Raw genomic sequence first — 23,130 nt, 5'->3', positions numbered from 1 at the left:
CATCAGTAGATATATACCAAAAATAAGCAATTTGTTTCAATAATTATATCTTGGCCGTAAGCTTAAGGCTGAAAACGCGGCTTGTTAAGTAATTAGGTATACCGTATTGGCTTTTGGTATACACATCGCGCACCCAGGTATTAGTAATAGAGTTCTGATTATCAAAGAGGTTAAAAATCTCAAGGCCTAATGCAAGCTCCTTAAACGGCTGCAGCCATTTTGCTGAAGGTTTTGTTTCCGGCTTGGCACCATCTACAAAAACATAAGAGAAACCGGCATCGGCACGGCGGTAATCATTAAGGCGCGACTGATATATATACGAATCAGCATACGATGGCGAACCACCCGGCAACCCTGAATTGTACACTAAGTTAAGGTACATTTTAAGGCTTGGGATGTTAGGCACATAATCCTGGAACAGGATAGCAACCTTAACCCTTTGGTCGGTTGGGCGGGCAATGTAGCCACGGCCATTAATATTCTCCTCCGTTTTCATGTAGCCAATAGTAACCCATGACTCGGTTCCCGGTACAAACTCACCGTTAAGGCGCATATCAAGTCCGTATGCATAGGCTACAGCATCATTATTGGCGCGGTAACGAATACGCACATTCTCCAGCGTATAGGTGTTTACATCGTCCATTTCTTTATAATAGGCTTCGGTAACCAAATTAAATGGCCTTTCCCAAAGTTTAAAGGTATAATCGTTAGCTGCCACTACGTGTATAGAGCGCTGTGCTTTAACGTCAGGGCGAACCGCGCCAACAGAGTCACGCAGCTCACGGTAAAACGGCGGCTGGTAATATAAACCACCCGAAAGGCGGAAAAGCATGTTCATGTCCCACTTAGGCTTGATGGAAAACTGCGCACGCGGGCTAACTACGATTTGGCTCTTGCTACCGTTTATATCATCGCCCGATACCTGCCACTGGTTTGCACGCACACCGGCATTTAAAAATATCTCGTTACTGCCCCATTTGGTCCTGCGGCTCCATTGTGCATAGCCCGAAAAACGGTCTATAGTTACAAAGTTAAGGGCACGTACGCTTTGATATGGCACAAGCGGCCCAGTATATGGTGTGTAAGGTTGGTCGTTAACCGGGAGGTCGATTATTGGTGGATTAAGCGAAAACCCTGCGGAATCTATTACTTCATATTCTAAAAGGCGGTCGCGTATGTCTTCGCGGGTATATTTAAAGCCCCACTCTACCTTATCTTTTTTCTCTGTACCAATATCATGGTAGCCTTTAACCTCTGCGTTAGCTATTAGTCCATCAAGGTTATTACGGGCATGGTTTAGCTGTGAGCCCACACCACGGGCAAACTGAATATCACCAAAAGTTTCCGACCCTAAATTACTATCCACCTCACCAAGTGCATACTGTGCAAGGATATCAAAATATTCCTGCTCCTGTGTATGGTAAAGCGATCCTATAAATTTAAGAGCAAAATTTTCTGAAACCTGAAACCTCGAAGTAAATGCGCCGAAATAGGTTTTGTATTCATCTTTTTCCTGCCCATCATAAAATATTTGCAACGCAAGCGGGGCATCTATAGTACCAAAGTTGGTTTGCCTTGTAAGGGGCTGGTAGTGGTATTTATTTTGCGAAATATTACCTAAAAACGTAAACTCCCACTTTTCATTAGGTGTGAATGTTATGTAGCTTTGTACATCGGCAAAGGTTGGCTTAAAGTTGGTTTCAGTTTCCTGACTGTTAACCAGCAGGCTGTTATCGCGGTAACGTGCACCTATAATTCCCGTCCATTTTTTGTCTTTGCTAATACCCTCAAGCGTTAGGCTTCCGCCAAGGAAACTCGCCTCAATAGTAGCAGCATAATCAACCGGCTTGCGGTATGTAATATCTAAAACAGAAGACAGCTTATCGCCAAAACGTGCCTGGAAACCACCTGCTGAGAAATCAACATTCTCAATCATGTTGCTGTTGGTAAAGCTAAGGCCTTCCTGCTGTCCGGAACGGATAAGAAACGGACGATAGATCTCGATATCATTAACATACACAAGGTTTTCATCGTAGTTACCTCCACGCACATTATAGCCTGTACTTAACTCATTGTTGCCACTGGCACCACCTAAAAGTTTTACTATATTTTCTACACCTGCATTAGCGCCCGGTATTAATCGTATTGCTGTAGGAGATATTTGAGTAATACCTTCTACCCTCTTTTCCCCCTTTTTACTACTTATAAACACATCGGGCAATTCTCTCGCCCCGGTTAAAAGTACCGAGTTGAATTCATAGCTGTCATTCACCCCCATTTGCACACCATCTATTTGAGAAAGTGCAAAACTTATGTGCGAAAAATATACTGTTACGGGAACATCAATCGGTATTTCTAATCTATAAAAACCTGTTTTATCGGTAATGGTTTGCACATGACCTTGTGGGCCATCATAATAAATGCTCACCCCCTCAATAGGTTTTTGGGTCTCATCGATCATGATACCGTACAATATCGGCTTTTTTTGGGCAAAAGCCACAGTACAAAACATTAAGAATGTGAACGTTAACAGCTTATTTATTGTTTTCAACAGAAGAAGTATTTTGTGATCTAAAAAAATGAGTTTCAAAGGTAGTAGAATTTCCAACATTATCGGTAACCGTAACTTTTAAATCGTTTCGGCCTTCATCTACAATACCATCGCTAAAATTATGGTATATAATCCTGGTTTTATAATCAAAATGCATTAATATCCATTTGCCGTTAAGCCATGCATCAAAAGTAGCAATACCGCTCATGTCGTCGCTTATCTTAAGGCTAAAAACATTGTTTTTTGTGAGCCATTTGCCTTCTGCAAAGCTTGGGCTGTATATTTTTGGTGCGGTGTTGTCCTGTGCCAGCTTAAAGTTACCCAGCGTTTTTACCTTGGCGGTAAGCCTGCCGTCTTCCATATACGTATTGTTGTAGGTAATTCGCTTGTCGCTAAAGCCTGCTATAAACGTTTTTTGGAGCTTTTCCTTTGGGATGTTCGTGGCATCAAATGATACGGTAACCGCGGTATGCACCGGCACCGTAGCATTATGAAGGTAAAGTATCGAATCTTTTACATCAAAATCCATATAAAAATCGTCGTACAAAGCATTGGCAGGTATAAATACCGATACATTGTCCTTACTGTAATTATTATCGTTAGCCGCCTTAACATAATATGGCGTAAGGTGTTTGGCATCTGCCACGGTACCTGGCTTATCGCTGTATTCTATACTACCGTTAACCACCGTTTTATTACCATGAAAATCGCTCACCTCTATCCTGTAATTTTTAATTGTATCGGGCACAATGGTAAACTGGCCGTTGCCCGCATTGCGCTTTAACAGCGATAACGGGTACGGATGGCGCGTAAACAGCTTTTGGTAACGCTGCCCCGTGTTGTAATAACGCGGATAATCTATAAAATTGTTTACGTAGCGCGATTCGTCAAACGCAAAGGTGTCGAACATATAGCTAAAGTAAGGACTGCCGTTGTAAAATGTCTCTACTTTATAGATACCATTATTGCCGGAGCTGCCTGTAGATTTATCTGTAGCGTTTATAGAAAAGCCTATTTTGCCCTTAGCCTGAAGCTTATCGGCAATGTAGCTACCGTCTTTTTGCAGCTTAAGGCTTATAAGTATTGGTTTTTTAGATTCGTTTACCACAGCGTCATCGCTTAGCGGATAGGCCACTATACCGTAAATGCTTGGCGCTTTGGTATCCTGCATTTTTTTGTTGAGGCCAAAAAGCAACGGGTTAAGTATCATCTCGGTCTTGGTGTCGCGATACTCAAAATGCAGGTGCGGCCCGCCGGAACCGCCCGAGTTACCCGAAAATGCTACCACCTCGCCCTTTACAACCTGCAGTTCGCCCGGTTTGGGGAATAGCTCTATATCAAACGACTTTTTTTCGTATTGTTTTGCTCTTACATACGCCTCAATTTTTGGCCCGTAAGCACTTAAATGCCCGTAAAGCGTGGTAAAACCGTTAGGATGGTCTATATATAATGCGGTACCGTAGCCATAGGTTGATACTTTTATGCGCGAAACATAGCCATCTGCCGCGGCATACACGGGGTGGCCTGTTGTTTGATCGGTACGAAAATCAAGCCCTGCATGAAAATGATTGGTGCGCAATTCGCCAAAAGTACCCGAGGGATGCACGGGCAAATCCATAGGAGAACGGAAGTAATCCTGCGGATAAGGGCTTTGTGCCGAAAGTGTTAGGCAAAATAATAGCAGTAGTAAGGAAAATCTCATTGGGCTAAAATATAAAAAACCGCTAAAAAAACCACGCCCTTTAGCGTAAACTTATAACTGTTTACATTGTAAAATATTACAGGAAAACGAAAAAAAACTAACATTTTTACACCCAACTATTGTTTCTAATTAAAGTAATCTTAACTTTGTAAAATCATGTAATGAAATTTGCTGAGATGAGCGGATTGTCTGAAATTGTTGATTCTCTTGAAAGTAAGCTCGATATGCTGGCCCGAAGGCTGGATCATGTCAAACAGGCTAATAAAGAACTGGAAGGGGAAGTATCACGATCGGGCGCGCTTATCAGGAGGCAGAATGAGGAGATAGTGGCGCTAAAACAGCAAAACGAATCTCTAAAAATGGCAAACTCATTACTGGGCAGTGACGACAACAAGAGAGAAACGAAACTCAAGATAAATTCATTGATCCGCGAAATTGACTATTGCATAGCACAACTTTCTGACTAAAGGAGGAATGGACGACAAACTGAAAATAAAAATATCAATTGCAGACAGGGTATACCCGCTAACGGTAGATCCGTCGCAGGAGGAAGGTCTAAGGAGCGCTTCTAAAAAAATTGATGCCATGATAAAACAGTTTGAAGAAAATTATGCAGTACGGGATAAGCAGGATGTACTGGCCATGTGCGCACTACAGTTTGCATCGCTTAGCGAGCAAAAGGTAATAGATCGCTCTGAAGAGCTGGAGGCAGCACAGGCAAGGCTTTTGCAAATGGATGAAAAACTGGGTGACCTTCTTAAATAGATATTACAATACGTTCTTAAACATACGTCAATAATACTGCCTACATTAGTACTTTTTTGATAAACTCAACGCCAATTTTTTAAAAATGGGTGAATCGTCGCTACTATAGCATGCTGCCTTGCGCAGATCCTTGAACAGCGGGTTAGCCCAAAACTTGTTACACCGAGTTTATACAATTACCCACTGATGTAGGCTTTTTTTTTACATATACATATACACCAAACAAACAACACCTATGGACATGACATTAATGATAATTATCGGGATAGTAATAGGGCTGGCAGCAGGCTTCGGGGTAGCAAAATTCCTGGAGAAAAAAAGTGCCGGCAGCTTATTAAGCAGCGCAAAGAAAGATGCTGAGTCTATCATAAAAGACGCAACCAACCAGGGAGAGAACCTTAAAAAAGAAAAAGAACTACGTGCTAAAGAAAAATTTCTTGAACTTAAAGCCGAGCACGAGCAGGTTATACTTAGCAAAGACAAAAAAATAGCTGAAGCCGAAAAAAGGACACGCGATAAAGAATCCCAGGTATCTAACGAGCTTGCAAGGGTTAAAAAAACCAATGACGATGCCGAGGCTAAAATTGCCGAATACAACACGCGTATAGAGCACCTTGACAAAAAACAGCAGGAAATAGACAGGCTGCACAAAAGCCAGGTAGACCAGCTGGAGGTTATTAGTGGCCTATCGGCAGATGAAGCTAAGAACCAATTGGTAGAAAGCCTTAAAGCTGAAGCCAAAAGTACTGCTATGAGCCACATTCAGGATACGATTGAAGAGGCTAAGCTTACTGCACAGCAGGAAGCTAAAAAGATAATCATCAACACGATACAGCGTGTAGGTACTGAGGAAGCAGTAGAAAACTGTGTATCGGTATTTAACATTGAGTCCGATGACGTTAAAGGGCGTATTATTGGCCGTGAAGGGCGTAATATTCGTGCGCTTGAAGCTGCTACAGGTGTAGAGATCATTGTAGATGATACCCCTGAGGCTATTATACTTTCGTGTTTTGACCCTGTACGTAGGGAAATTGCACGCCTTGCACTACACAAACTGGTGACGGACGGGCGTATTCACCCGGCACGTATTGAAGAAGTTGTAGGCAAAACAGCCAAACAAATTGAAGATGAAATTATAGAGGTAGGTAAGCGTACCGTTATAGACCTTGGTATACACGGCTTACACCCAGAACTTATAAAAATTGTGGGAAGGATGAAATACCGTTCTTCTTACGGTCAAAACCTGCTGCAACACTCGCGCGAAGTATCTAAACTTTGTGGTATCATGGCAGCCGAGCTTGGCCTTAACGTTAAGCTTGCTAAAAGGGCCGGTTTATTGCACGATATTGGTAAAGTGCCGGATGCTGAAAGCGACCTTCCTCACGCATTATTAGGTATGCAATGGGCTGAGAAATACGGAGAAAAAGAAGAGGTTTGCAACGCTATTGGTGCCCACCACGACGAGATAGAGATGAAGTTTATGCTATCGCCTATTGTACAGGTGTGTGATGCTATATCGGGTGCAAGGCCGGGTGCAAGGAGGCAGGTTCTTGACTCTTACATTCAGCGTCTTAAAGACCTTGAAGATATTGCTTACGGTTTCCCTGGCGTTAAAAGCGCTTATGCCATACAGGCAGGACGTGAGCTTCGTGTAATTGTAGAAAGCGAAAAAGTAACCGATGACATGGCGGCTAACCTTTCTTTTGATATTTCGCACAAAATACAAACCGAAATGACCTACCCGGGCCAGGTAAAAATTACCGTGATAAGGGAAACAAGGGCGGTTAATATTGCTAAATAGATTAGTTAGACCGTTAGATTTTGGAGCGTTAGAAGTCATATATAGATGAAAGACGTTAAATAATAGATTTTATTATTGACGTACTTCTATAAGATTTTTGACTTTCGACCTTAAGACTTTACGACTTAAATAAAAAAGAGCTGCCAATTGGCAGCTCTTTCCACATCAATAAACACCATTATTTCCAGCCTCCACCCACTGCTTTATACAAGCGGGCTACCGCAGAAAGCTGGTTTCTTTTTATGGCTGCAAGCTCCAGTTCGCTTTGCAGTACACTACTTTGTGCTGTTATAACCTCTAAATAGTTTGCCATACCGCTTTTAAAAAGCATATCGGCATTGGTTACCGCCCTTTGCAGGTTGCTAACCCTTGAGGCTGCAAACTCACGCTCTTCTTTAAGTTTTTCAACCTCAATCAACGCATCAGACACCTCTCCCACTGCCACTAAAACTGATTGCCTAAAAGCAATTACTGCTTTTTCGCGTTCGGCCTTAGCCACTTCATATTGGGTTTTAAACCTCCTGTTTTGCAACAATGGCTGCGTAAGGCTACCAGCCACCATACCAAATAACGACGCAGGCATATTAAACCAGTTGTTAGACTGGAATGAGTTTACTCCCCCACTTGCTGTAATATTAAGCGCCGGGTACATTGAGGCTTTAGCAATACCCACACGGGCGTTTGCAGCATGCAATTCATATTCAGATGACTTTACATCGGGCCTGCGGCTTAAAATGCCCGCCGGTACGCCAGTAGCAAGTTCAGTTTGCAATTCGGCAAGGTCTAATTTTGTATCCCTTGTAATATAATCAGGTAAAGAGCCTGCCAAAACACTAAGCGCATTTTCCTGTAAAGCTATTTCCCTTTCAAGCTGTGGAACAATTTGCGCCGCCCTTAAACGCTGTGCATCGGCCTGCTCTACAGCAAGCGATGTAACCTGCGCCGAGCTGAACTGCTGTTTGATCATCAGTACGGTATTCTCACTAAGCTCACGGTTTTTAACCGCGATCTCTAATTGCGCATCCAGCATAAGCAGGTTGTAATACCCCTGCGCTACTGTTGTTACAATAGTGGTTTGTACGGCTTTTCTGGCTTCCTCCGTTTGAAGGTAAATAGCCAGCGCTTCCCTCTTCCTGCTTCCTATCTTTCCCCAAATATCAGCTTCCCAGGAAAGTGAAGCGCCGGCATTGTAATCTTCTATATGGCTTGTATTCAAAAAATTATTAAGGCTTATACCGTTAAGGCTGTTTTGCGATGGTATGGTTGTGTTAGCCGTAACCGCCGCGTTAAATTGCGGTACGTAATTCCATTTGCTTTGGCGAAGCTGCAATTGTGCAATCTCTAAATTTTTGATAGCGGTTTGCATATCATAATTCTTGGCAATGGCACGGCCAATGAGTTCCTGTAACCCTGCATCGGGGAAAAAACTCTTCCACTCAATATCGGCAATGGTCGTAGTATCTGTACTTGCGGTAATTTGATGAGCATTCCTGAAATTTTCAGGCAGTTCTGGTTGTGGTGTTTCTACATCTTTAGAAACCGAACACGCTGCAAGCACAAGCAATAGTATGACCGACAGTATGTATTTAATAAACGTTATCATTGTATGTGTATGTTAGTTTAAGCGCCACCACTGTGGGTGGCGCTTTTGTTCTTTATCCTATTAATCCTAATTCGCCCTGCTGTTCTTCAACAGGCCTTTTTCCTGATACTTTTTCCTGTAGGTACTGGAATACAATGAACAGTACCGGTATGATGAATAACCCGAGTATTACCCCTGATATCATACCCCCTGCTGCACCAATACTAATAGAGTGGTTACCCTGTGCTGATGGGCCTGTGGCTGTCATCATTGGTACCAACCCTACCACAAAGGCAAGAGATGTCATTATAATTGGCCGAAGGCGCAGCTTGGCAGCTTCCAGCGAGGCTGATAGTAATGATTTACCTGCCCTGCGTCGCTGTACCGCAAACTCCACAATAAGGATGGCATTCTTGGCCAGTAAGCCTATAAGCATTACAAGGGCTACCTGTACATATATATTATTAGCCACACCAGTTAAGCCAATGGCAACAAACACCCCGAATATACCGGTTGGTATAGAAAGTATTACTGCAAATGGCAGTATATAGCTTTCGTATTGTGCTGCAAGCAGGAAGTATATAAAGATTAAGCTCAGCATGAAAATTACCGCCGACTGCCCTCCTGATGATATCTCTTCCCTTGTCATACCTGAAAATTCGTATGAATATCCGGCAGGCAAGTGCTGTGCGGCAACTTCCTCAACTGCTTTAATAGCATCACCGGAGCTGTATCCCGGTTTTTGTATCGCATTAACACCCATAGAGTTAAACAGGTTGTAACGTGATGCATTTTCCGGCCCGTATACTTTTACCAGTTTAACCAGTGTGTTTATAGGAACCATTTCGCCTGCATTGTTTTTTACAAATACCTGGTCTAAAGATTCCGGCGTGGCACGGTTGCCTTTATCAGCCTGAACCATAACACGATAGTATTTACCAAATCGGTTAAAGTCGGATACCTGGGCGCTACCGTAATAGGCCTGAACGGTTTGCATCAGCTCTTTAACGCTAACACCAAGCTGGTCGGCTTTAACGTCATCCACTTCCATTTCAAACTGAGGATAGTCGGCACGGAACGACGTAAAGGCCACGGCAATTTCAGGGCGTTTCATAAGCTCTGCAATAAAGTTGTTACCTACGGCGCTAAACTTATCAAGCTTGCCACCGGTACGGTCCTGCAATACAAAGTCCAGACCATCTACGTTACTAAAACCAGGAACGGTTGGGAAGGTAAACACGAAGAAATTTGCGCCTTTAACAGCTCCAAGCCTTTGCCTTGCCTGATCCATAATGGCATTAATGTCACGCACTTCGCCACGCTCTTTAGACGGTTTAAGCAATATAAACGCTACCCCGAACGATGGGCTTGATGACTGGGTAAGGATGTTAAATCCGGAAAGGCCCATCAGTGTTTTTTTAGATTCCATCGAACCCAATGCTTTTTCAGCTTCACCCATAGCTGCTGTAGTACGGTCTAACGATGTACCTGCCGGCATGGATAATGATATGGCTATAAAGCCCTGGTCTTCACTTGGTATAAAGCCCGATGGTGTTGTTTTTACCATCCAAACGGTAGCAGCAATTACAACTGTAAGTCCGCCAAGGCTGGCCCAACGGTGGCGCACTAAAAAGCGCAGGCTGCCTACATATCTGTTAGTTAATTTATCAAACCCGGAGTTGAACCCGCTAAAGAAACGTTGTTTAAAGTTTTGTTTCTCTTCAGTACCGCCATGTGCCGGCACATGCTGTTTTAAGAAAAGGGCTGCCAGTGCCGGGCTTAATGTTAAGGCGTTGATAGCCGAGATAACAATAGCTATGGCAAGCGTAAAGGCAAACTGCCTGTAAAATACCCCTGTTGACCCTTGCATAAAGCCTACCGGTAAGAACACGGCCGACATTACCAATGTAATGGAGATGATGGCCCCGGTAATTTCGCTCATGGCCGATGTGGTTGCCGCTTTAGGCGGAAGGTGCTTGTGCTCCATCTTTGCGTGCACCGCCTCGACGACAACGATAGCATCATCCACAACAATACCAATGGCGAGCACTAAAGCGAACAGCGTTAACAGGTTTATCGAAAACCCGAAGATGGACATGAAAAAGAACGTACCCAATAATGCTACCGGTACGGCTATGGCCGGAATTAGGGTTGACCTGAAATCCTGCAGGAACAGGTAAACAACTATAAATACCAGTATAAAGGCTTCAATTAGCGTATGCTCTACCTGCTCTATTGAGGCATCAAGCATATCTTTAGTGTTATATAGTGTAAGATACTTTACGTTTTTCGGAAAATTTTTAGAAGCCTTTTCCATCAACTTGGCAATCTGTATCTGAATTTCGTTGGCGTTAGAGCCCGGCAGCTGCATAACTGCAATGTTAACACCCGGCTTGCCGTTAACCCTGGTAAAGTTACCATAGGTGTACGAACCAAATTCTATACGGGCAACATCTTTTAGGCGAAGGATAGAACCATCGGCATTGGTACGCACCACGATATTTTCGTAATCGGCCGGTTTGGTAAGCTTACCTTTATATTTAATTACGTACTCAAAAGACTGGGTACTGTTCTCACCAAATTTACCCGGTGCAGCCTCAAGGTTTTTATCCTGAATGGCGCCCATAACTTCTCTTGGACTTACATTATATGATGCCATTTGAGATGGGTTTAGCCACACCCTCATAGAGTAATCTTTATTACCACCAAAGATGATGGACTGCCCTACGCCCGGTATCCTTTTAATCTCGGGGATAATGTTTATCTGGGCATAGTTGGCAAGGAACGTTTGGTCGTACTGGGTTTCACTTTCAGAGAACAGGTCAACAACCATAATAAGGCTGTTTTGTTGTTTTGCGGTGGTTACACCTGCCTGTACAACCTCTGCCGGTAACTGGCTGGTGGCCTGCGCCACCCTGTTCTGTACGTTTACGGCAGCCTGGTCTGGGTTGGTACCTAACTTAAAGTATACTGTAATTACAAGGGAGCCATCGTTACTTGCGGTAGAGCTCATATAACTCATATTCTCTACACCGTTTATTGATTCTTCCAGCGATGGTGCCACCGAACGCAATACGGTTTCGGCATTTGCGCCGGGGTAAAGTGCGGTAACCTGTACTGCCGGCGGAGCGATATCAGGGAACTGGCCCAGAGGCAATTGGGTGAGGCCAATTACCCCTAAAATAGCCAATAGGATGCTTATGACCGTAGCCAAAACCGGCCGGTCTATAAATTTTTTAAACATGGTTGTTTACGTTAAGATGTTAGTTGTTAATTACTTGGCGGCTATTTCCCCTGTGATTTTTTCAGGTACGATTACAGCGCCATCCTGAAGGCTTTCAAAGCCTTTAAACACGATCCTGTCACCTGCTTTTAGGCCATCCTGAACCAGGTAATCAGTACCTGATTTGCCCGAAACGATTACCGGTGTACGGGCCACTTTATTGTCTTTATCTACTGTAAAGACAAATATTTTGTCCTGCAGCTCCATAGTAGCCGATTGCGGTATAAGCAGCACATTGGCATGCGGTAGCCCTAAACGGATCTTACCTGTGTTACCAGAGCGTAGCAGGCCCTTTGCATTAGGAAAACTTGCCCTAAGGGTAATGGCACCCGTGGTACGGTCAAACTGGCCGTCTACCATATCTACCTTACCTTTTTGCTCATACGTGCTCCTGTTAGGCAGCACAAGCTCTAAAGGAGGCAGGTTTTTAATTTTATCGGTAATGGTATTTCCTGCATAATTATCGCGGAAACTGATAAAATCAGACTCGCCTATTGAAAAATATACGTGTACTTCGCCAATATCTGATAATGTAGTAAGTGCAATAGGATCGGCAGCAGAAACAAGGCTTCCCTGTTTTTTAGGAAGGCGGGTAATGTAACCTGAAACCGGTGCGGTAATTAATGTATAGCCAAGGTTTATCCTAGCAGATGCCACAGCAGCTTCGGCCTGTTTTTTGTTGGCCTCAGCAATTTTAAGGCTGGCTTTAGCCGATTTTAATTGATATTCAGATACCACCTTGTTCTCAACAAGCGGGGTTAGTTTTTCAACTTCCAGCTTAGCATTAATAAGTGAAGCCTCTGCCCCGTTTAACGTACCTGTAGCGCTGTTTAAAGCTTCGCGGTACCTGTTGTCGTTAATTTTAAAAATGGGAGAACCTGCGTTTACAAAGGCACCTTCATCTACAAAGATCTTGTCAAGGTAACCGTCTACCTGCGGGCGTATCTCTACGTTTGTCCTTCCCTCTACTGTTACAGGGTATTCCTGGTATGTTATTGCATTAGATGGAGTTACAGAATATACAGGCAGGCTTGCAGCCTGTGGTGCAGGAGCTGCGGCGTTATTGCCGGAACATGCATACAGCAAAGCAAGTAGTGCTATGGCAATGATGTGGATTAATTTTACGTCTTTCATAATGATATTAAATTATTTAATGGTGTTAACCTGTGGTACAAAAAATTTATGGTTTAAATTGATATTCTATATAATGTAATTAAAGCATTTAACGGCGTTAAGCGATTGTTTCAAAAAAAAACTATATACATAGCATAAGGCAATTAACCTAATTAAAACACTTAACAGCGTTAAGTAACTTTTCAAAAAAAAGCTATTCTTTTATATAGCGTATAATACCGGTTATGGCATCTTTTAAAATTTGTGTGTTAATGTCGTTAGACAATCCGTTACCTATAATATTTATAGATATAAGGCCGTGTATAACCGAAAAAAATGTAAAATACTTTTGCTTAATAACTATATCGGTAGGGTTTACATCTTTCATGATCTCCCTTATAACACCGGTAATAAGCTGGTATGGCAAATCGCTCTCGGTAGTGCGCTGCGTACAACAGGTCATCTCTACGCCATACATTAACTGATAGGCCTCCCTGTTATCGCGGGCAAAATTCCAGTAGGCAAGCCACATGGCCTCAAGTTGTTCCGCCGGTTCGGTGGTAGATGCCTTCGCACTTTCCAGATCCCTTACCAATAAACAAAACCCTTTGCAGGTTAACTCCTGTAGTATGGCTTCTTTGTTAGAAAAATACTCGTATATTATAGGAGCGGTATATTCTATTTTGTCGGCTATCTTACGCATGCTTAAACCCTGCCAGCCTTCATCTTTAACAATATCTCTCGCTGCCTGAATTATATTAGCCCGGGTTTCTTCCTTCTGTCTTAAAATCCTCTCTTTACTTCCCATTTTTAAAGCTTTTAAATCACTTAACAGTGTTAGGCAAATTTACACCTATAATTAATAAGTACAAACAAAATTTCTATAATATTTATCTATAGTGTCTATAAGCGAAATCTATGACTCACTTGAAATGAAGATTTTATCGAGGTCTTCCTTACAAATAGGCTTCAAAAAATAATCTTTCACAAGGCTTTTATAGCCCTTAGCTTTATTAATATCTACCACATCATTAGATGAACTTATCATGTAAACCATTGAGGTTTTAGGTATCCTGTCCTGCAACTTGGCATATTCTTCAAGAAACTGCCACCCGTTCATGATAGGCATATTTATATCAAGCAGAATAAGATCTGGTGCATTGTCTCCGGCTTCGTCTTGTTTTAAAGCCTCAATAGCTTCTTGCCCATTACTAAAAAAATCGGTTTTAACGGTTATGCCGTTTTGTTTAAATAAGTTTTTAAGTAAAAAATGGTATATCCTGTCGTCATCAATTACATAGAGGCTGTTAATCTTCTTCATTAAAATAAATTTTAAACGTTGTACCCCTGTTTACTTCACTGGTTACTTCTATTTTTCCTCCCATAGCCTCAATTTGATTTTTAGTAATAAACAAACCTATACCCCTGGAATTTTGATTTTTATGAAATGTTTTATACATACCGAACAATGAATTTTTGTGCTTTTTCAGGTCGATACCCAAGCCATTATCTGATATGGATAGTACTTTTTTACCATCTTCTATCTCAAAATCGTATGATATAATAGGCTTTCTTTCGCTGCTGGAATACTTAATGGCGTTAGTAGTAAAATTTAGCAGTACACTCTCTAAATATGCCGCATTATAATTTACAGTAACATCTAACGGAATGTTTATTTCTATAGTAACACTATGCTTAGTAATTTCGTGGTGTAATATAGTAAGTATATTCTTTAAATAATGCCTTAAGTTTAAATGTTCTTTTACCGTTTTTACTTCTGTTTGTATCTCAACAAGTTCTTTTAGGTGGCTAATAGTTATGGTTAATCCATCTGATATACCTTCCAGGTGCGACAGCATTTCTTCCCTTTCTTCGTTATCAGCATTTTTAAAAAGATCTAAAAGCATTTTTAAATTACTGGCATGCGAACGCAAATTGTGCGATACTATATGTGCAAAATTGCTAAGCCTGTTGTTTTGATTTCCAATAATAGTAATAGTATTACCCAGTTGTATTTCTTTTTCCTTAAGAAGTGTAATGTCTTTATGCATGCCAATGGCGCGCGTAGCCTTACCATTTTTATCAAACTCTACGGCACGGCCACGGCTAAGCAGCCAGCGATATTTACCTTCATCGGTACGAATACGGTAAATACTTTCATAAGATGCACCCCTGCGCAATCCTTTACGCTTTGCCTCGTCCCGTGCTTTTACATCATCCGGATGAACACGACTTGCCCAAAAACTTTGAGGAACTGTTGCATCTTTGTTTTCGCGGCCAATAATTTTCATGGCCTGTCCGGAAAAGTAAACAGTACGTTTAGTAATATCCCAGTCCCATAAACCTTCGGATGCCGCTTCGAGTGCAAATTTGTAGCGCTCTTCAGATACCTGTAATTTTTGTTCCTGTAGTTTAAGGTCGGTAATGTCGCTTACACGGGTATAAAAGGCAACACCTCCGCCTTCTATTTCTTCCGGCTTACCTGTAACTTTGAGCCAACGTAACCCTTTTTGTGGCAGCTTTACCCTGTAGTCATGGTCATATCGTTTTAACCTTATGCGCGATACTTCTAATTTTTTTGCAAACATTGCCCTGTCCAGCGGTAAAATACGGTGGGTAATAATATAGTCTGGGTCTGCAATAAATTCCTCTGGCGTAACTTCATAAATATCCCTTACAGATTCACTGCAAAACACAACAGAATATTTACCATTGGTATATTCGGCTTTAAAAATAAGGTCGGGCACCTCATCTATAAGCTTTTTATAAAAAGCGTTAATACTTTTGGTTTCGTTATTATCGGGCATTCTTAACTACTAATAAATAATATAAAGGTAAAGGTCTTACAAAATAACGAATGAATTTTATAATATATGTTGTAAACACAATAAATTATCTTCTTGGATGATACGTATTTAACACTTGTTTAATGAATGATCGGTCTAAATGCATATAAATTTCGGTTGTGGTAATAGATTCATGCCCCAGCATTAGCTGGATAGAGCGCAAATCGGCGCCATTTTTCAACAAATGTGTAGCAAACGAATGCCTAAACGTGTGCGGACTTATAATTTTATGCAAGCCTATAGCGGTAGCAAGGTTCTTTATGATGGTAAAAACCATGGCGCGCGTAAGCCCACTGCCCCTCCTGTTTAAAAAGAGGGTATCTTCATGCCCTTTTTTTATGGTAATCTTGTTGCGCTTAGTGTCCCTATACAGGTTTATAAATTTTTGTGTTGATGTGCCTATAGGTACAAATCGTTGCTTGTTGCCCTTACCTGTAATTTTTACAAAGCCTTCCTCAAAAAAAAGGTCGGATAGCTTTAGGGTAACAAGTTCTGATACCCTGAGCCCACAACTGTATAGCGTTTCCAGCATGGCAATATTACGTTCTGCTTCGTCTTTTTGAGGATCTATAGCGGCAATAAGCTGGTCAATTTCGTTTACCGAGAGTGTATCGGGCAGTTTTCTGCCAATTTTTGGCACCTCAATAAGCTCCATTGGGGTGGTTTTGCGGTAATCTTCAAAGATTAAATAGTTAAAAAAACTCTTAAGGCCCGAAATTAACCTTGCCCGCGAACGCGGATTTAGCTCTGCCGCCACATGGTAAATAAATTGCTGGATATGATCTTCGTTAATTTGCAGCGGCGAAATTTCCATCTCATTAACTTGCAGATAATCAGTTAGCCTTTGCACATCAAACGCATAATTGGTAACCGAATTTACCGATAACCCCCGCTCTATTTTAAGGTAGGTTTTATAGTCTTTTACGTATTTAACCCAACTTTTCATACGGTTAAAGTTATGTGAATTAAGAATTTTTTGATAATGGTGCCTGTACCAAAGATATAATTTTGAACCAACAAAACTAAAACTTAAAAAAGATGAAACTATTTAAATTATTATCAGCAAGTGCATTAATGTTAGGTGCCGTAGCAGTATCTAACGCACAGGAAGACGCAAGCAATTCCGACAGTATGTCGCCAAGCTTTGGTGTAAAAGGTGGTGTTAACTTTGCCACAGTAACAGGCGATGATTTTGATTCGCCCGACTCAAGAACCAGCTTTCACGTAGGTGTATTTGGTGAGTTCCCTATTGCAGAGATTTTCTCTATACAGGTAGAGGCACTATATTCAGGACAGGGTTTTGATGCAAACTTTGATGGCCCGGATGGCGACAAAGCAGAAGTACAGCTTGATTATATAAATGTGCCGGTACTGGCTAAATTTTATATTGTAAAAGGTTTAAGCATTGAAGCAGGGCCCCAGTTTAGTTTTCTTGTAAACGACGAGTTTGATTTTAACCCAAATTCTGATAATGGCGATATTGATCTTGCTGACAACGGTGTAGATACCCAAACCTTTGAATTTGGTGTTGCCGGTGGCCTAACTTTTCAAACAGAAATGGGCCTTTTTGCAACAGCACGTTATAACCAAGGTATAACAGATGTTGTTAAAGATGTAAACGTTAAAAACTCTGTATTTCAACTTGGCATAGGCTTTAAGTTTTAATACAATCCCCTAAGTACAAAAAAAGTAAAACCTCCCAATTGGGAGGTTTTTTGCTTTTATAAACTGTATTAAAACTTGTAAACCAGGCCAAAGTAAATATTACTTAGGTATAAGTTTGCACTAAAATTATCGGTAGAATCTTCGTCTATCTCATTACCGTAATAATCGGTGGTTGTAGGCTCTACGGTACGATAGTTAATAAACCCAAAAGATGCCTCGAGCGCTAAATGGCTTGATATAAAATAGCTAATACCCGGGGCAAGTGTTGCATCAAAACCGTTATTTGTATATTCTATAGCAGTATCTTTTACCTCTCTTTTACTTGTAAAAAATCCGGCTGAAAGCTGCCCGAAGATAGAAAATTTACTTGCAGGCGTAAAATAGTACCGCCCGTAAGCATCGGCAGAGAATGAATTTAAAACCTCATCATACCTTTGCGGATAAAAGCCGTCTATGTTTATATAACTATCTTGCTTAAAGTGGCTATAGCCTAAAGAAACCCCAAGAGCTATGTTGTTAGTTACAAAATAAGCCGCACTGGGTGTAACGCCATAGCTGGTTCTTTTTATTTCTCCGGTTTTAGATGTACCAAAACCAATAGCACCGGTAAGTATAATATCGCCTTTTTTAAAACCTTCAGGGGCAGTTTCTGTAACAGTTTCCTGGGCATTGGCAAAACCACAAACCATTAGGGCTGCTATAAATAGTATTTTTTTCATAGTAAGGTATTCCGGGATTATTAAAATTTATAAACTAAGCCAAAGTTAATGTTACTAAAATTCAACCCAAAATCAAACGAATTTGTAGATGTTTCATCGGCATAAACAGCATCATAGTCAGGCTTAGAGGTAGTATAACTAAGGATACCAAAAGTAGCCTCTAATGCAAAATGGCTTGATATAAAATAATTAATACCGGGAGCTACAGCAACTACAAAACCGTTGGTTTTTTCCTCTGCACCGTAGTCTACTGCATATTCATACTTAGAAAACTGGTAGGATGCGCCTAATTGCCCAAAAATTGAAAACTTGTTTGCGGGGGTAAAGTAATACCTCCCGAAAGCGCCCACATCAAACGATGTGCGTTTTTGCTCAAAACCGTAATATTCATTACCGTAAGGATCATAATAATATCCTGTACCTTCATCTTTTTGGGAACTGTAGCCAAGCGCGACCCCAATGGCAATATTGTTATTTACAAAATAGCCCACCCTTGGTGTAAAATTAAAGGTGGTGGTTTTTGCTTCACCCGTTTTACTGGTGCCAAAACCCGCACTGCCTGTAATTAATACATCGCCGGCTTTAAAACCGCTTCCGGTTGGTGTTTCTTCCTGTGCATGTGCAAAAGACAGTGCCAGCAAAGCAACTACAGAAAATAAAAGTCTTTTCATGTTTTTTGATTTTTGTTTGTGATTATTTGTCTTACAATTGCTTTATCATTAATTGTACCAATTATTACAATTTTTCTTATCAGGATTAAAAATACTATATCGTTATAGTATTTTTAATGGTGCTTTTCACAGCGACACAATAATTATTAACACAAATTTCACCTTTGCAAGTGTTTGAAAATCAATAATTAAAACCTTTAAAGGTTAAAGTGGAATTAAATTTTATCATATTAATACTACTTTTCTTTAATTTTACCCCTAACCAAAACAAACACATGAAGAAATTATTACTTGCAGCAGCACTTACCCTGGGCTGCTATGGTGCTAACGCACAGTCCTGGGGCATTAAAGGAGGAGTTAACTTTGCCAACCTTACAGGAGATGGTGATAGTAACTTTAACGTTCTTACCAGCTTTCATGCAGGCTTACTGTATGAGATACATGTAGTGGATATTTTTAGCGTTCAGCCGGAACTTTTATACTCTGTACAAGGGGCGAAGCTTAAAGGCAGCGATGACGATGTTAAGCTAAATTATTTTTCGGTTCCTGTGGTGGCTAAGCTTTACCTCACCGATGGTTTTAATATACAGGCAGGCCCGCAATTTGGAATGCTGCTTAGCGAATCGGACAATTTTAAAAGCTTTAACAGTAACACGTTTGATTTTGGTGTAGCCGCCGGACTTGAATTTTTTATTACAGATGGCCTTTTTGCACAGGCCCGCTATTATGCAGGCACAAAAGAGGTAGCAGAGAATGCCGACCTGAAAAACACAACGGTACAGGTATCGTTAGGCTTTATATTTTAATTACGTAAACCAACTTAAACTTTATAAAAATGAAAAAGATCCTTTTATTAGTAGCAATGGTTGCAGGCAGCTTTGCCATGCAGGCTCAGGGAATTAACTTTGGTATCAAAGCCGGGGCCAACTTCTCTAAATTTAATGGTGGCGACATTGATAGTGAAAACATCACTAACTTTCATGCAGGTGCTGTGTTAGAACTTAACATTGTACCGATGTTCTCTGTTCAGGCAGAAGGTATTTTTTCATCTCAGGGTGCAAAGTATGACAATGTTTTAGATGGAGCTGAAGATATTAACCTTGATTATGTGTCTGTGCCTATCCTTGCTAAATTTTACATTTTGCCAAATACACTTAGTTTAACAGCAGGCCCTCAATTCTCATTCCTTGTAAATGATGCTGATGATATTGATGCTAAAAGCACTGATATAGCCATATCGGGTGGTGCAGAGGTAAAAATTATTGCCGGCTTATTTGCACAGGCGCGTTACAACATTGGCGTAACAAAGGTTTCTGACAACGACTATGCCAGTGATGCTAAAAACGCTGTATTCCAGCTTTCAGTAGGATACTTTTTCTAAAATTTTTGATAAAAAATCAAAAACCGGTTTACCTTTAAGGTAATACCGGTTTTTTTATGGGTTTAAATGTTAAATTAATTATTAAACCACATACATAGATTACGCCTTATAGCTACATTTACTTAAAATATGCATACATGAACATTATTATTATAAACGGCCCCAACCTTAACCTTTTAGGCAAGCGCGAACCTGAAATTTATGGCGGACGAACTTTTGAAGATTACTTTGCCGAACTGCAATCAAAATTCCCTGGGATTAAGCTGTCGTATTTTCAAAGCAATATTGAAGGTGAGCTTATTACTGTTATACAAAAAGCAGGTTATGAACTGGATGGAATTATACTAAATGCGGGTGCTTACACCCACACCTCTATAGGTATTGGCGATGCTGTAAAGGCTGTGCCTGCGCCTGTGGTAGAGGTTCACATATCTAATACTTTTTCGCGCGAAACGTACAGGCACCAAAGCTTTATATCGCCTGTTGCCGAAGGTGTTATTATAGGCTTCGGGCTAAAGAGCTACGAATTAGCCCTACAATCTTTTATATACAATCAATAATGAAATACGCTGCTGTTGTCCTGTTACTACTATTAAGCCTGCCCGGCTTTGCCCAGGTTACCGGTAAGGTTACCGATGTTAACGGTAAACCCGTACCCTATGCCTCTGTTATTATAGCAGGCACTTACAACGGCACATCATCTAATGCTGAGGGAGAATATAATTTGAATGTAAAAACCAAGGCTACGTACACCATTATAGTACAGTCGTTAGGATTTAAGACTTTTGAGGCTATTGCCGATGTAAATAAGTTTCCATTTACACTAAACGTTACGTTACAGGAAGAAAGCTATTCGCTGGATGAAGTGGTAATTTCCGGCAAGAACAACCCCGCTAACGACATCATTAAAAAAGCTATTGAAAGCCGTGAGGCCAATGCTGCCAAAACCGCCAGCTATACTGCTGATTTTTATTCTAAAGGTTTGTTCAGGATTAAAGATGTACCCACCAAATTTTTATGGTTTAAGGTACGGAACCTGCAAAATGTAATTGATCCATCAGGTAGCGGGGTATTGTACCTTTCGGAAACCGTATCTGAAATTAAATCACAAAAGCCTGATAAGCTTAACGAGCATATTGTAGCCTCCCTTACCAGCGGCAGCGATAACGGTTACAGCTTTAACAACGCCGCTTCTGCCGATTTTGACTTTTACGAAAACTACATTCCGTTTGAGGTTAACGCTGTATCACCCATAGCCGATAATGCCTTTACCTACTATAACTACACACTGGAGAGTACTTTTTATGATGTAAACAAAAACCTCATCAATAAAATTAAGGTCGCCGCAAAACGCGATAGCGAACCGTCTTTTAACGGTTATATATATGTTGTAGAAAATTCGTGGCAGCTGTATGCCCTTAGCCTTTCTATAAGCGGAAAAAAAATACAGCAGGATTTGCTTAACACCCTGTTGATACAGCAAAACTTTGGGTACAATACTACCGAGAAAATATGGTCTAAAAACGTGCAGACCCTTGATTTTGAAGCCAGCCTTTTTGGGGCAGAGCTATCGGGCAGGTTTTCGTATGTGTACAGCAACTACAATTTTAATCCGGCTTTTGATAGGAAGACATTCAGTAATGAAGTGTTGAATTTTGCGCCCGATGCAAATAAAAAACCTATAAGCTACTGGAGGCAGGAACGCCCTATACCTCTTACTGCCGAAGAACGCAACGATTACACCAAAAAAGACAGTATAGAGCTTGTTATCAATACCAAAGCCTATAAAGATTCGCTTGATAAAAAGAATAACAAATTTTCGTTCTACTCTCCCGTTATTGGTTATAACTATAACAACAGCTACGAGAACTGGACGCTGAGCTACACCGGTATCATTAAAAAACTGGGCTTTAACACCGTACAGGCGTATGCTTTTGCACCATCGATCTACTTTACAAAACGTGATCCGGAAAAGGTTACCTACACCACCGTTGGTACCGACCTTAACTACGGTTTTGCCGAAAAACGCTTTAGGGCTACGGGTACCATATCGCGAAAGTTCAACAACTTTAGTAAGCGAATTATAACCTTTACAGGAGGTAGCACCATAGAGCAGTTTAACCCCGAAAACCCTATAAACAGGATTGTTAACTCCATAAGCAGTTTGTTCTTTAAGGATAATTACATGAAATTGTACGACAACCAGTTTGCCCGCTTAAGCTACCAGGAAGAGCCTGTAAATGGCGTATACCTGTTTGGTACTTTTGAGTATACTAAAAAAAGGTCGTTGTTTAATAATACTAACTTTTCCACGCTTAAAGACCTATACGATCCGTACCTTTCTAACAACCCGTGGGCACCGGATGATTATACCACACCTGCTTTCTTAAAGCACGATATGTTTAAGGCATCTATAGCCACGAGTTTTATGTTTGGGCAAAAATACCAGACAAGACCAAACGGTAAGTTTATTATTGAGGAAACTAAGTTCCCTAAGATATTCCTAAAGTATGAAAAAGGCTTTGCATCGAGCATAGACGATTATAATTTTGACCATCTTTCGGCCCGTGTAACCTATGATGTTACCATTGGCAATAAAGGTAACTTGGGCATGAGCTTTAGAGGGGGTACTTTTTTAGATTCAGGCGATAATATTGCGTTTACTGATTACAGGCATTTTAACGGTAACCAAACGTATGTAGGTAAATCAGAACGCTATTTAAACGTGTTTAACCTGTTGCCATATTACACGCACAGTACTAACGATAAGTATTTTGAAGCCCATATAGAGCACAACTTTAACGGCTACCTTACCAATACCATTCCACTTATAAACGAGCTGGATTATCATCTTGTGGCGGGCTATCACCTGTTAACCATACCGGAACGTAACCCATATATGGAGTTTAGCGTGGGCCTTGATAACTTAGGCTGGGGTAAATTCAGGTTCCTGCGTATTGATTATGTACGATCGTATGAAAGTGGTTTCCGCAGTCAGGGTTTAATCTTTGGATTGACTTTCCTTGATATCTTAGAGTAGTTTTCCAGTAT

19 protein-coding genes and 1 other RNA gene are annotated in these 23,130 nt (G+C 41.0%); 9 read left to right on the top strand and 11 right to left on the bottom strand.

The window, feature by feature from the left end; genetic code table 11:
- Positions 1-43: 43 nt before the first annotated feature.
- Together FMM05_RS09825 and FMM05_RS09820 are read right to left on the bottom strand one after the other, a co-directional pair.
- Entirely contained in the window at positions 44-2,512 is a 2,469-nt protein-coding gene (locus FMM05_RS09825; RefSeq protein WP_394345150.1) for a TonB-dependent receptor, read from the bottom strand.
- Between the two features lie 22 nt (positions 2,513-2,534).
- Positions 2,535-4,253, bottom strand: a complete 1,719-nt coding sequence (locus tag FMM05_RS09820; protein ID WP_143373189.1) for a M23 family metallopeptidase — start codon at positions 4,251-4,253, stop codon at positions 2,535-2,537.
- Between the two features lie 161 nt (positions 4,254-4,414).
- Here FMM05_RS09820 and FMM05_RS09815 point away from each other — a divergent pair, with 161 nt between their 5' ends.
- The 4 genes from FMM05_RS09815 (at position 4,415) to rny (ending at position 6,819) form a co-directional block, all read left to right on the top strand.
- Positions 4,415-4,720: a hypothetical protein gene (locus FMM05_RS09815; protein WP_394345149.1), complete on the top strand. Its 306-nt coding sequence runs from the start codon at positions 4,415-4,417 to the stop codon at positions 4,718-4,720.
- Between the two features lie 7 nt (positions 4,721-4,727).
- Positions 4,728-5,018 (top strand): cell division protein ZapA, encoded by a 291-nt coding sequence (locus FMM05_RS09810; protein WP_143373188.1) that lies wholly within the window; start codon positions 4,728-4,730, stop codon positions 5,016-5,018.
- Positions 5,019-5,081: 63 nt separating this feature from the next.
- Positions 5,082-5,188, top strand: a non-coding RNA gene (gene ssrS, locus FMM05_RS09805) — 6S RNA.
- Positions 5,189-5,253: 65 nt separating this feature from the next.
- A complete protein-coding gene (gene rny / locus FMM05_RS09800; protein ID WP_143373187.1) occupies positions 5,254-6,819 on the top strand; it encodes a ribonuclease Y in 1,566 nt (521 codons plus the stop codon).
- 178 nt (positions 6,820-6,997) lie between these two features.
- Here the strand turns inward: rny and FMM05_RS09795 are convergent, their stop codons facing one another.
- The 7 genes from FMM05_RS09795 to FMM05_RS09765 form a co-directional block, all read right to left on the bottom strand.
- A complete protein-coding gene (locus tag FMM05_RS09795; RefSeq protein ID WP_143373186.1) occupies positions 6,998-8,422 on the bottom strand; it encodes a TolC family protein in 1,425 nt (474 codons plus the stop codon).
- A 52-nt stretch (positions 8,423-8,474) separates the two neighbouring features.
- Complete coding sequence (locus FMM05_RS09790) at positions 8,475-11,645, bottom strand: efflux RND transporter permease subunit (RefSeq protein WP_143373185.1); 3,171 nt, start codon at positions 11,643-11,645, stop codon at positions 8,475-8,477.
- A gap of 30 nt (positions 11,646-11,675) precedes the next feature.
- The gene (locus FMM05_RS09785) at positions 11,676-12,818 is read right to left on the bottom strand and encodes an efflux RND transporter periplasmic adaptor subunit (RefSeq protein ID WP_143373184.1); all 1,143 of its coding nucleotides are present in this window, start codon (positions 12,816-12,818) and stop codon (positions 11,676-11,678) included.
- A gap of 193 nt (positions 12,819-13,011) precedes the next feature.
- Positions 13,012-13,605, bottom strand: coding sequence for a TetR/AcrR family transcriptional regulator (locus tag FMM05_RS09780; RefSeq protein ID WP_143373183.1), 594 nt, complete (start codon positions 13,603-13,605; stop codon positions 13,012-13,014).
- A gap of 108 nt (positions 13,606-13,713) precedes the next feature.
- Positions 13,714-14,118 carry a response regulator gene (locus FMM05_RS09775; protein WP_143373182.1) on the bottom strand — a complete coding sequence of 135 codons (405 nt, stop codon included), beginning with the start codon at positions 14,116-14,118 and terminating at the stop codon, positions 13,714-13,716.
- The gene (locus FMM05_RS09770) at positions 14,105-15,604 is read right to left on the bottom strand and encodes a sensor histidine kinase (RefSeq protein WP_143373181.1); all 1,500 of its coding nucleotides are present in this window, start codon (positions 15,602-15,604) and stop codon (positions 14,105-14,107) included. The genes FMM05_RS09775 and FMM05_RS09770 overlap by 14 nt, the downstream gene beginning before the upstream one ends.
- Before the next feature lie 85 nt (positions 15,605-15,689).
- The gene (locus FMM05_RS09765; protein WP_143373180.1) at positions 15,690-16,589 is read right to left on the bottom strand and encodes a site-specific tyrosine recombinase; all 900 of its coding nucleotides are present in this window, start codon (positions 16,587-16,589) and stop codon (positions 15,690-15,692) included.
- A 92-nt stretch (positions 16,590-16,681) separates the two neighbouring features.
- Here FMM05_RS09765 and FMM05_RS09760 point away from each other — a divergent pair, with 92 nt between their 5' ends.
- Positions 16,682-17,308, top strand: a complete 627-nt coding sequence (locus FMM05_RS09760) for a porin family protein (protein ID WP_143373179.1) — start codon at positions 16,682-16,684, stop codon at positions 17,306-17,308.
- A 68-nt stretch (positions 17,309-17,376) separates the two neighbouring features.
- Here the strand turns inward: FMM05_RS09760 and FMM05_RS09755 are convergent, their stop codons facing one another.
- Both FMM05_RS09755 and FMM05_RS09750 read right to left on the bottom strand, forming a co-directional pair.
- Positions 17,377-18,027 carry an outer membrane beta-barrel protein gene (locus FMM05_RS09755; protein WP_143373178.1) on the bottom strand — a complete coding sequence of 217 codons (651 nt, stop codon included), beginning with the start codon at positions 18,025-18,027 and terminating at the stop codon, positions 17,377-17,379.
- 20 nt (positions 18,028-18,047) lie between these two features.
- Positions 18,048-18,698: an outer membrane beta-barrel protein gene (locus tag FMM05_RS09750; protein WP_143373177.1), complete on the bottom strand. Its 651-nt coding sequence runs from the start codon at positions 18,696-18,698 to the stop codon at positions 18,048-18,050.
- A gap of 275 nt (positions 18,699-18,973) precedes the next feature.
- On the opposite strand from FMM05_RS09750, the gene FMM05_RS09745 reads away from it, so the two are divergent.
- The 4 genes from FMM05_RS09745 (at position 18,974) to FMM05_RS09730 (ending at position 23,119) form a co-directional block, all read left to right on the top strand.
- On the top strand, positions 18,974-19,504 hold the full coding sequence (locus FMM05_RS09745) for a porin family protein (RefSeq protein WP_143373176.1): 531 nt from the start codon (positions 18,974-18,976) through the stop codon (positions 19,502-19,504).
- A gap of 29 nt (positions 19,505-19,533) precedes the next feature.
- Positions 19,534-20,079 carry a porin family protein gene (locus tag FMM05_RS09740; protein WP_143373175.1) on the top strand — a complete coding sequence of 182 codons (546 nt, stop codon included), beginning with the start codon at positions 19,534-19,536 and terminating at the stop codon, positions 20,077-20,079.
- A 137-nt stretch (positions 20,080-20,216) separates the two neighbouring features.
- Entirely contained in the window at positions 20,217-20,639 is a 423-nt protein-coding gene (aroQ, locus tag FMM05_RS09735; RefSeq protein ID WP_143373174.1) for a type II 3-dehydroquinate dehydratase, read from the top strand.
- The gene (locus FMM05_RS09730) at positions 20,639-23,119 is read left to right on the top strand and encodes a DUF5686 and carboxypeptidase regulatory-like domain-containing protein (protein ID WP_143373173.1); all 2,481 of its coding nucleotides are present in this window, start codon (positions 20,639-20,641) and stop codon (positions 23,117-23,119) included. The genes aroQ and FMM05_RS09730 overlap by 1 nt, the downstream gene beginning before the upstream one ends.
- Positions 23,120-23,130 lie beyond the last annotated feature (11 nt).

The organism is Flavobacterium zepuense (assembly GCF_007097145.1).
Lineage (GTDB): Bacteria > Bacteroidota > Bacteroidia > Flavobacteriales > Flavobacteriaceae > Flavobacterium > Flavobacterium zepuense.
The sequence above is the reverse complement of the archived record's forward strand: the minus strand, read 5'-3'. Positions and strand labels throughout refer to the sequence as shown.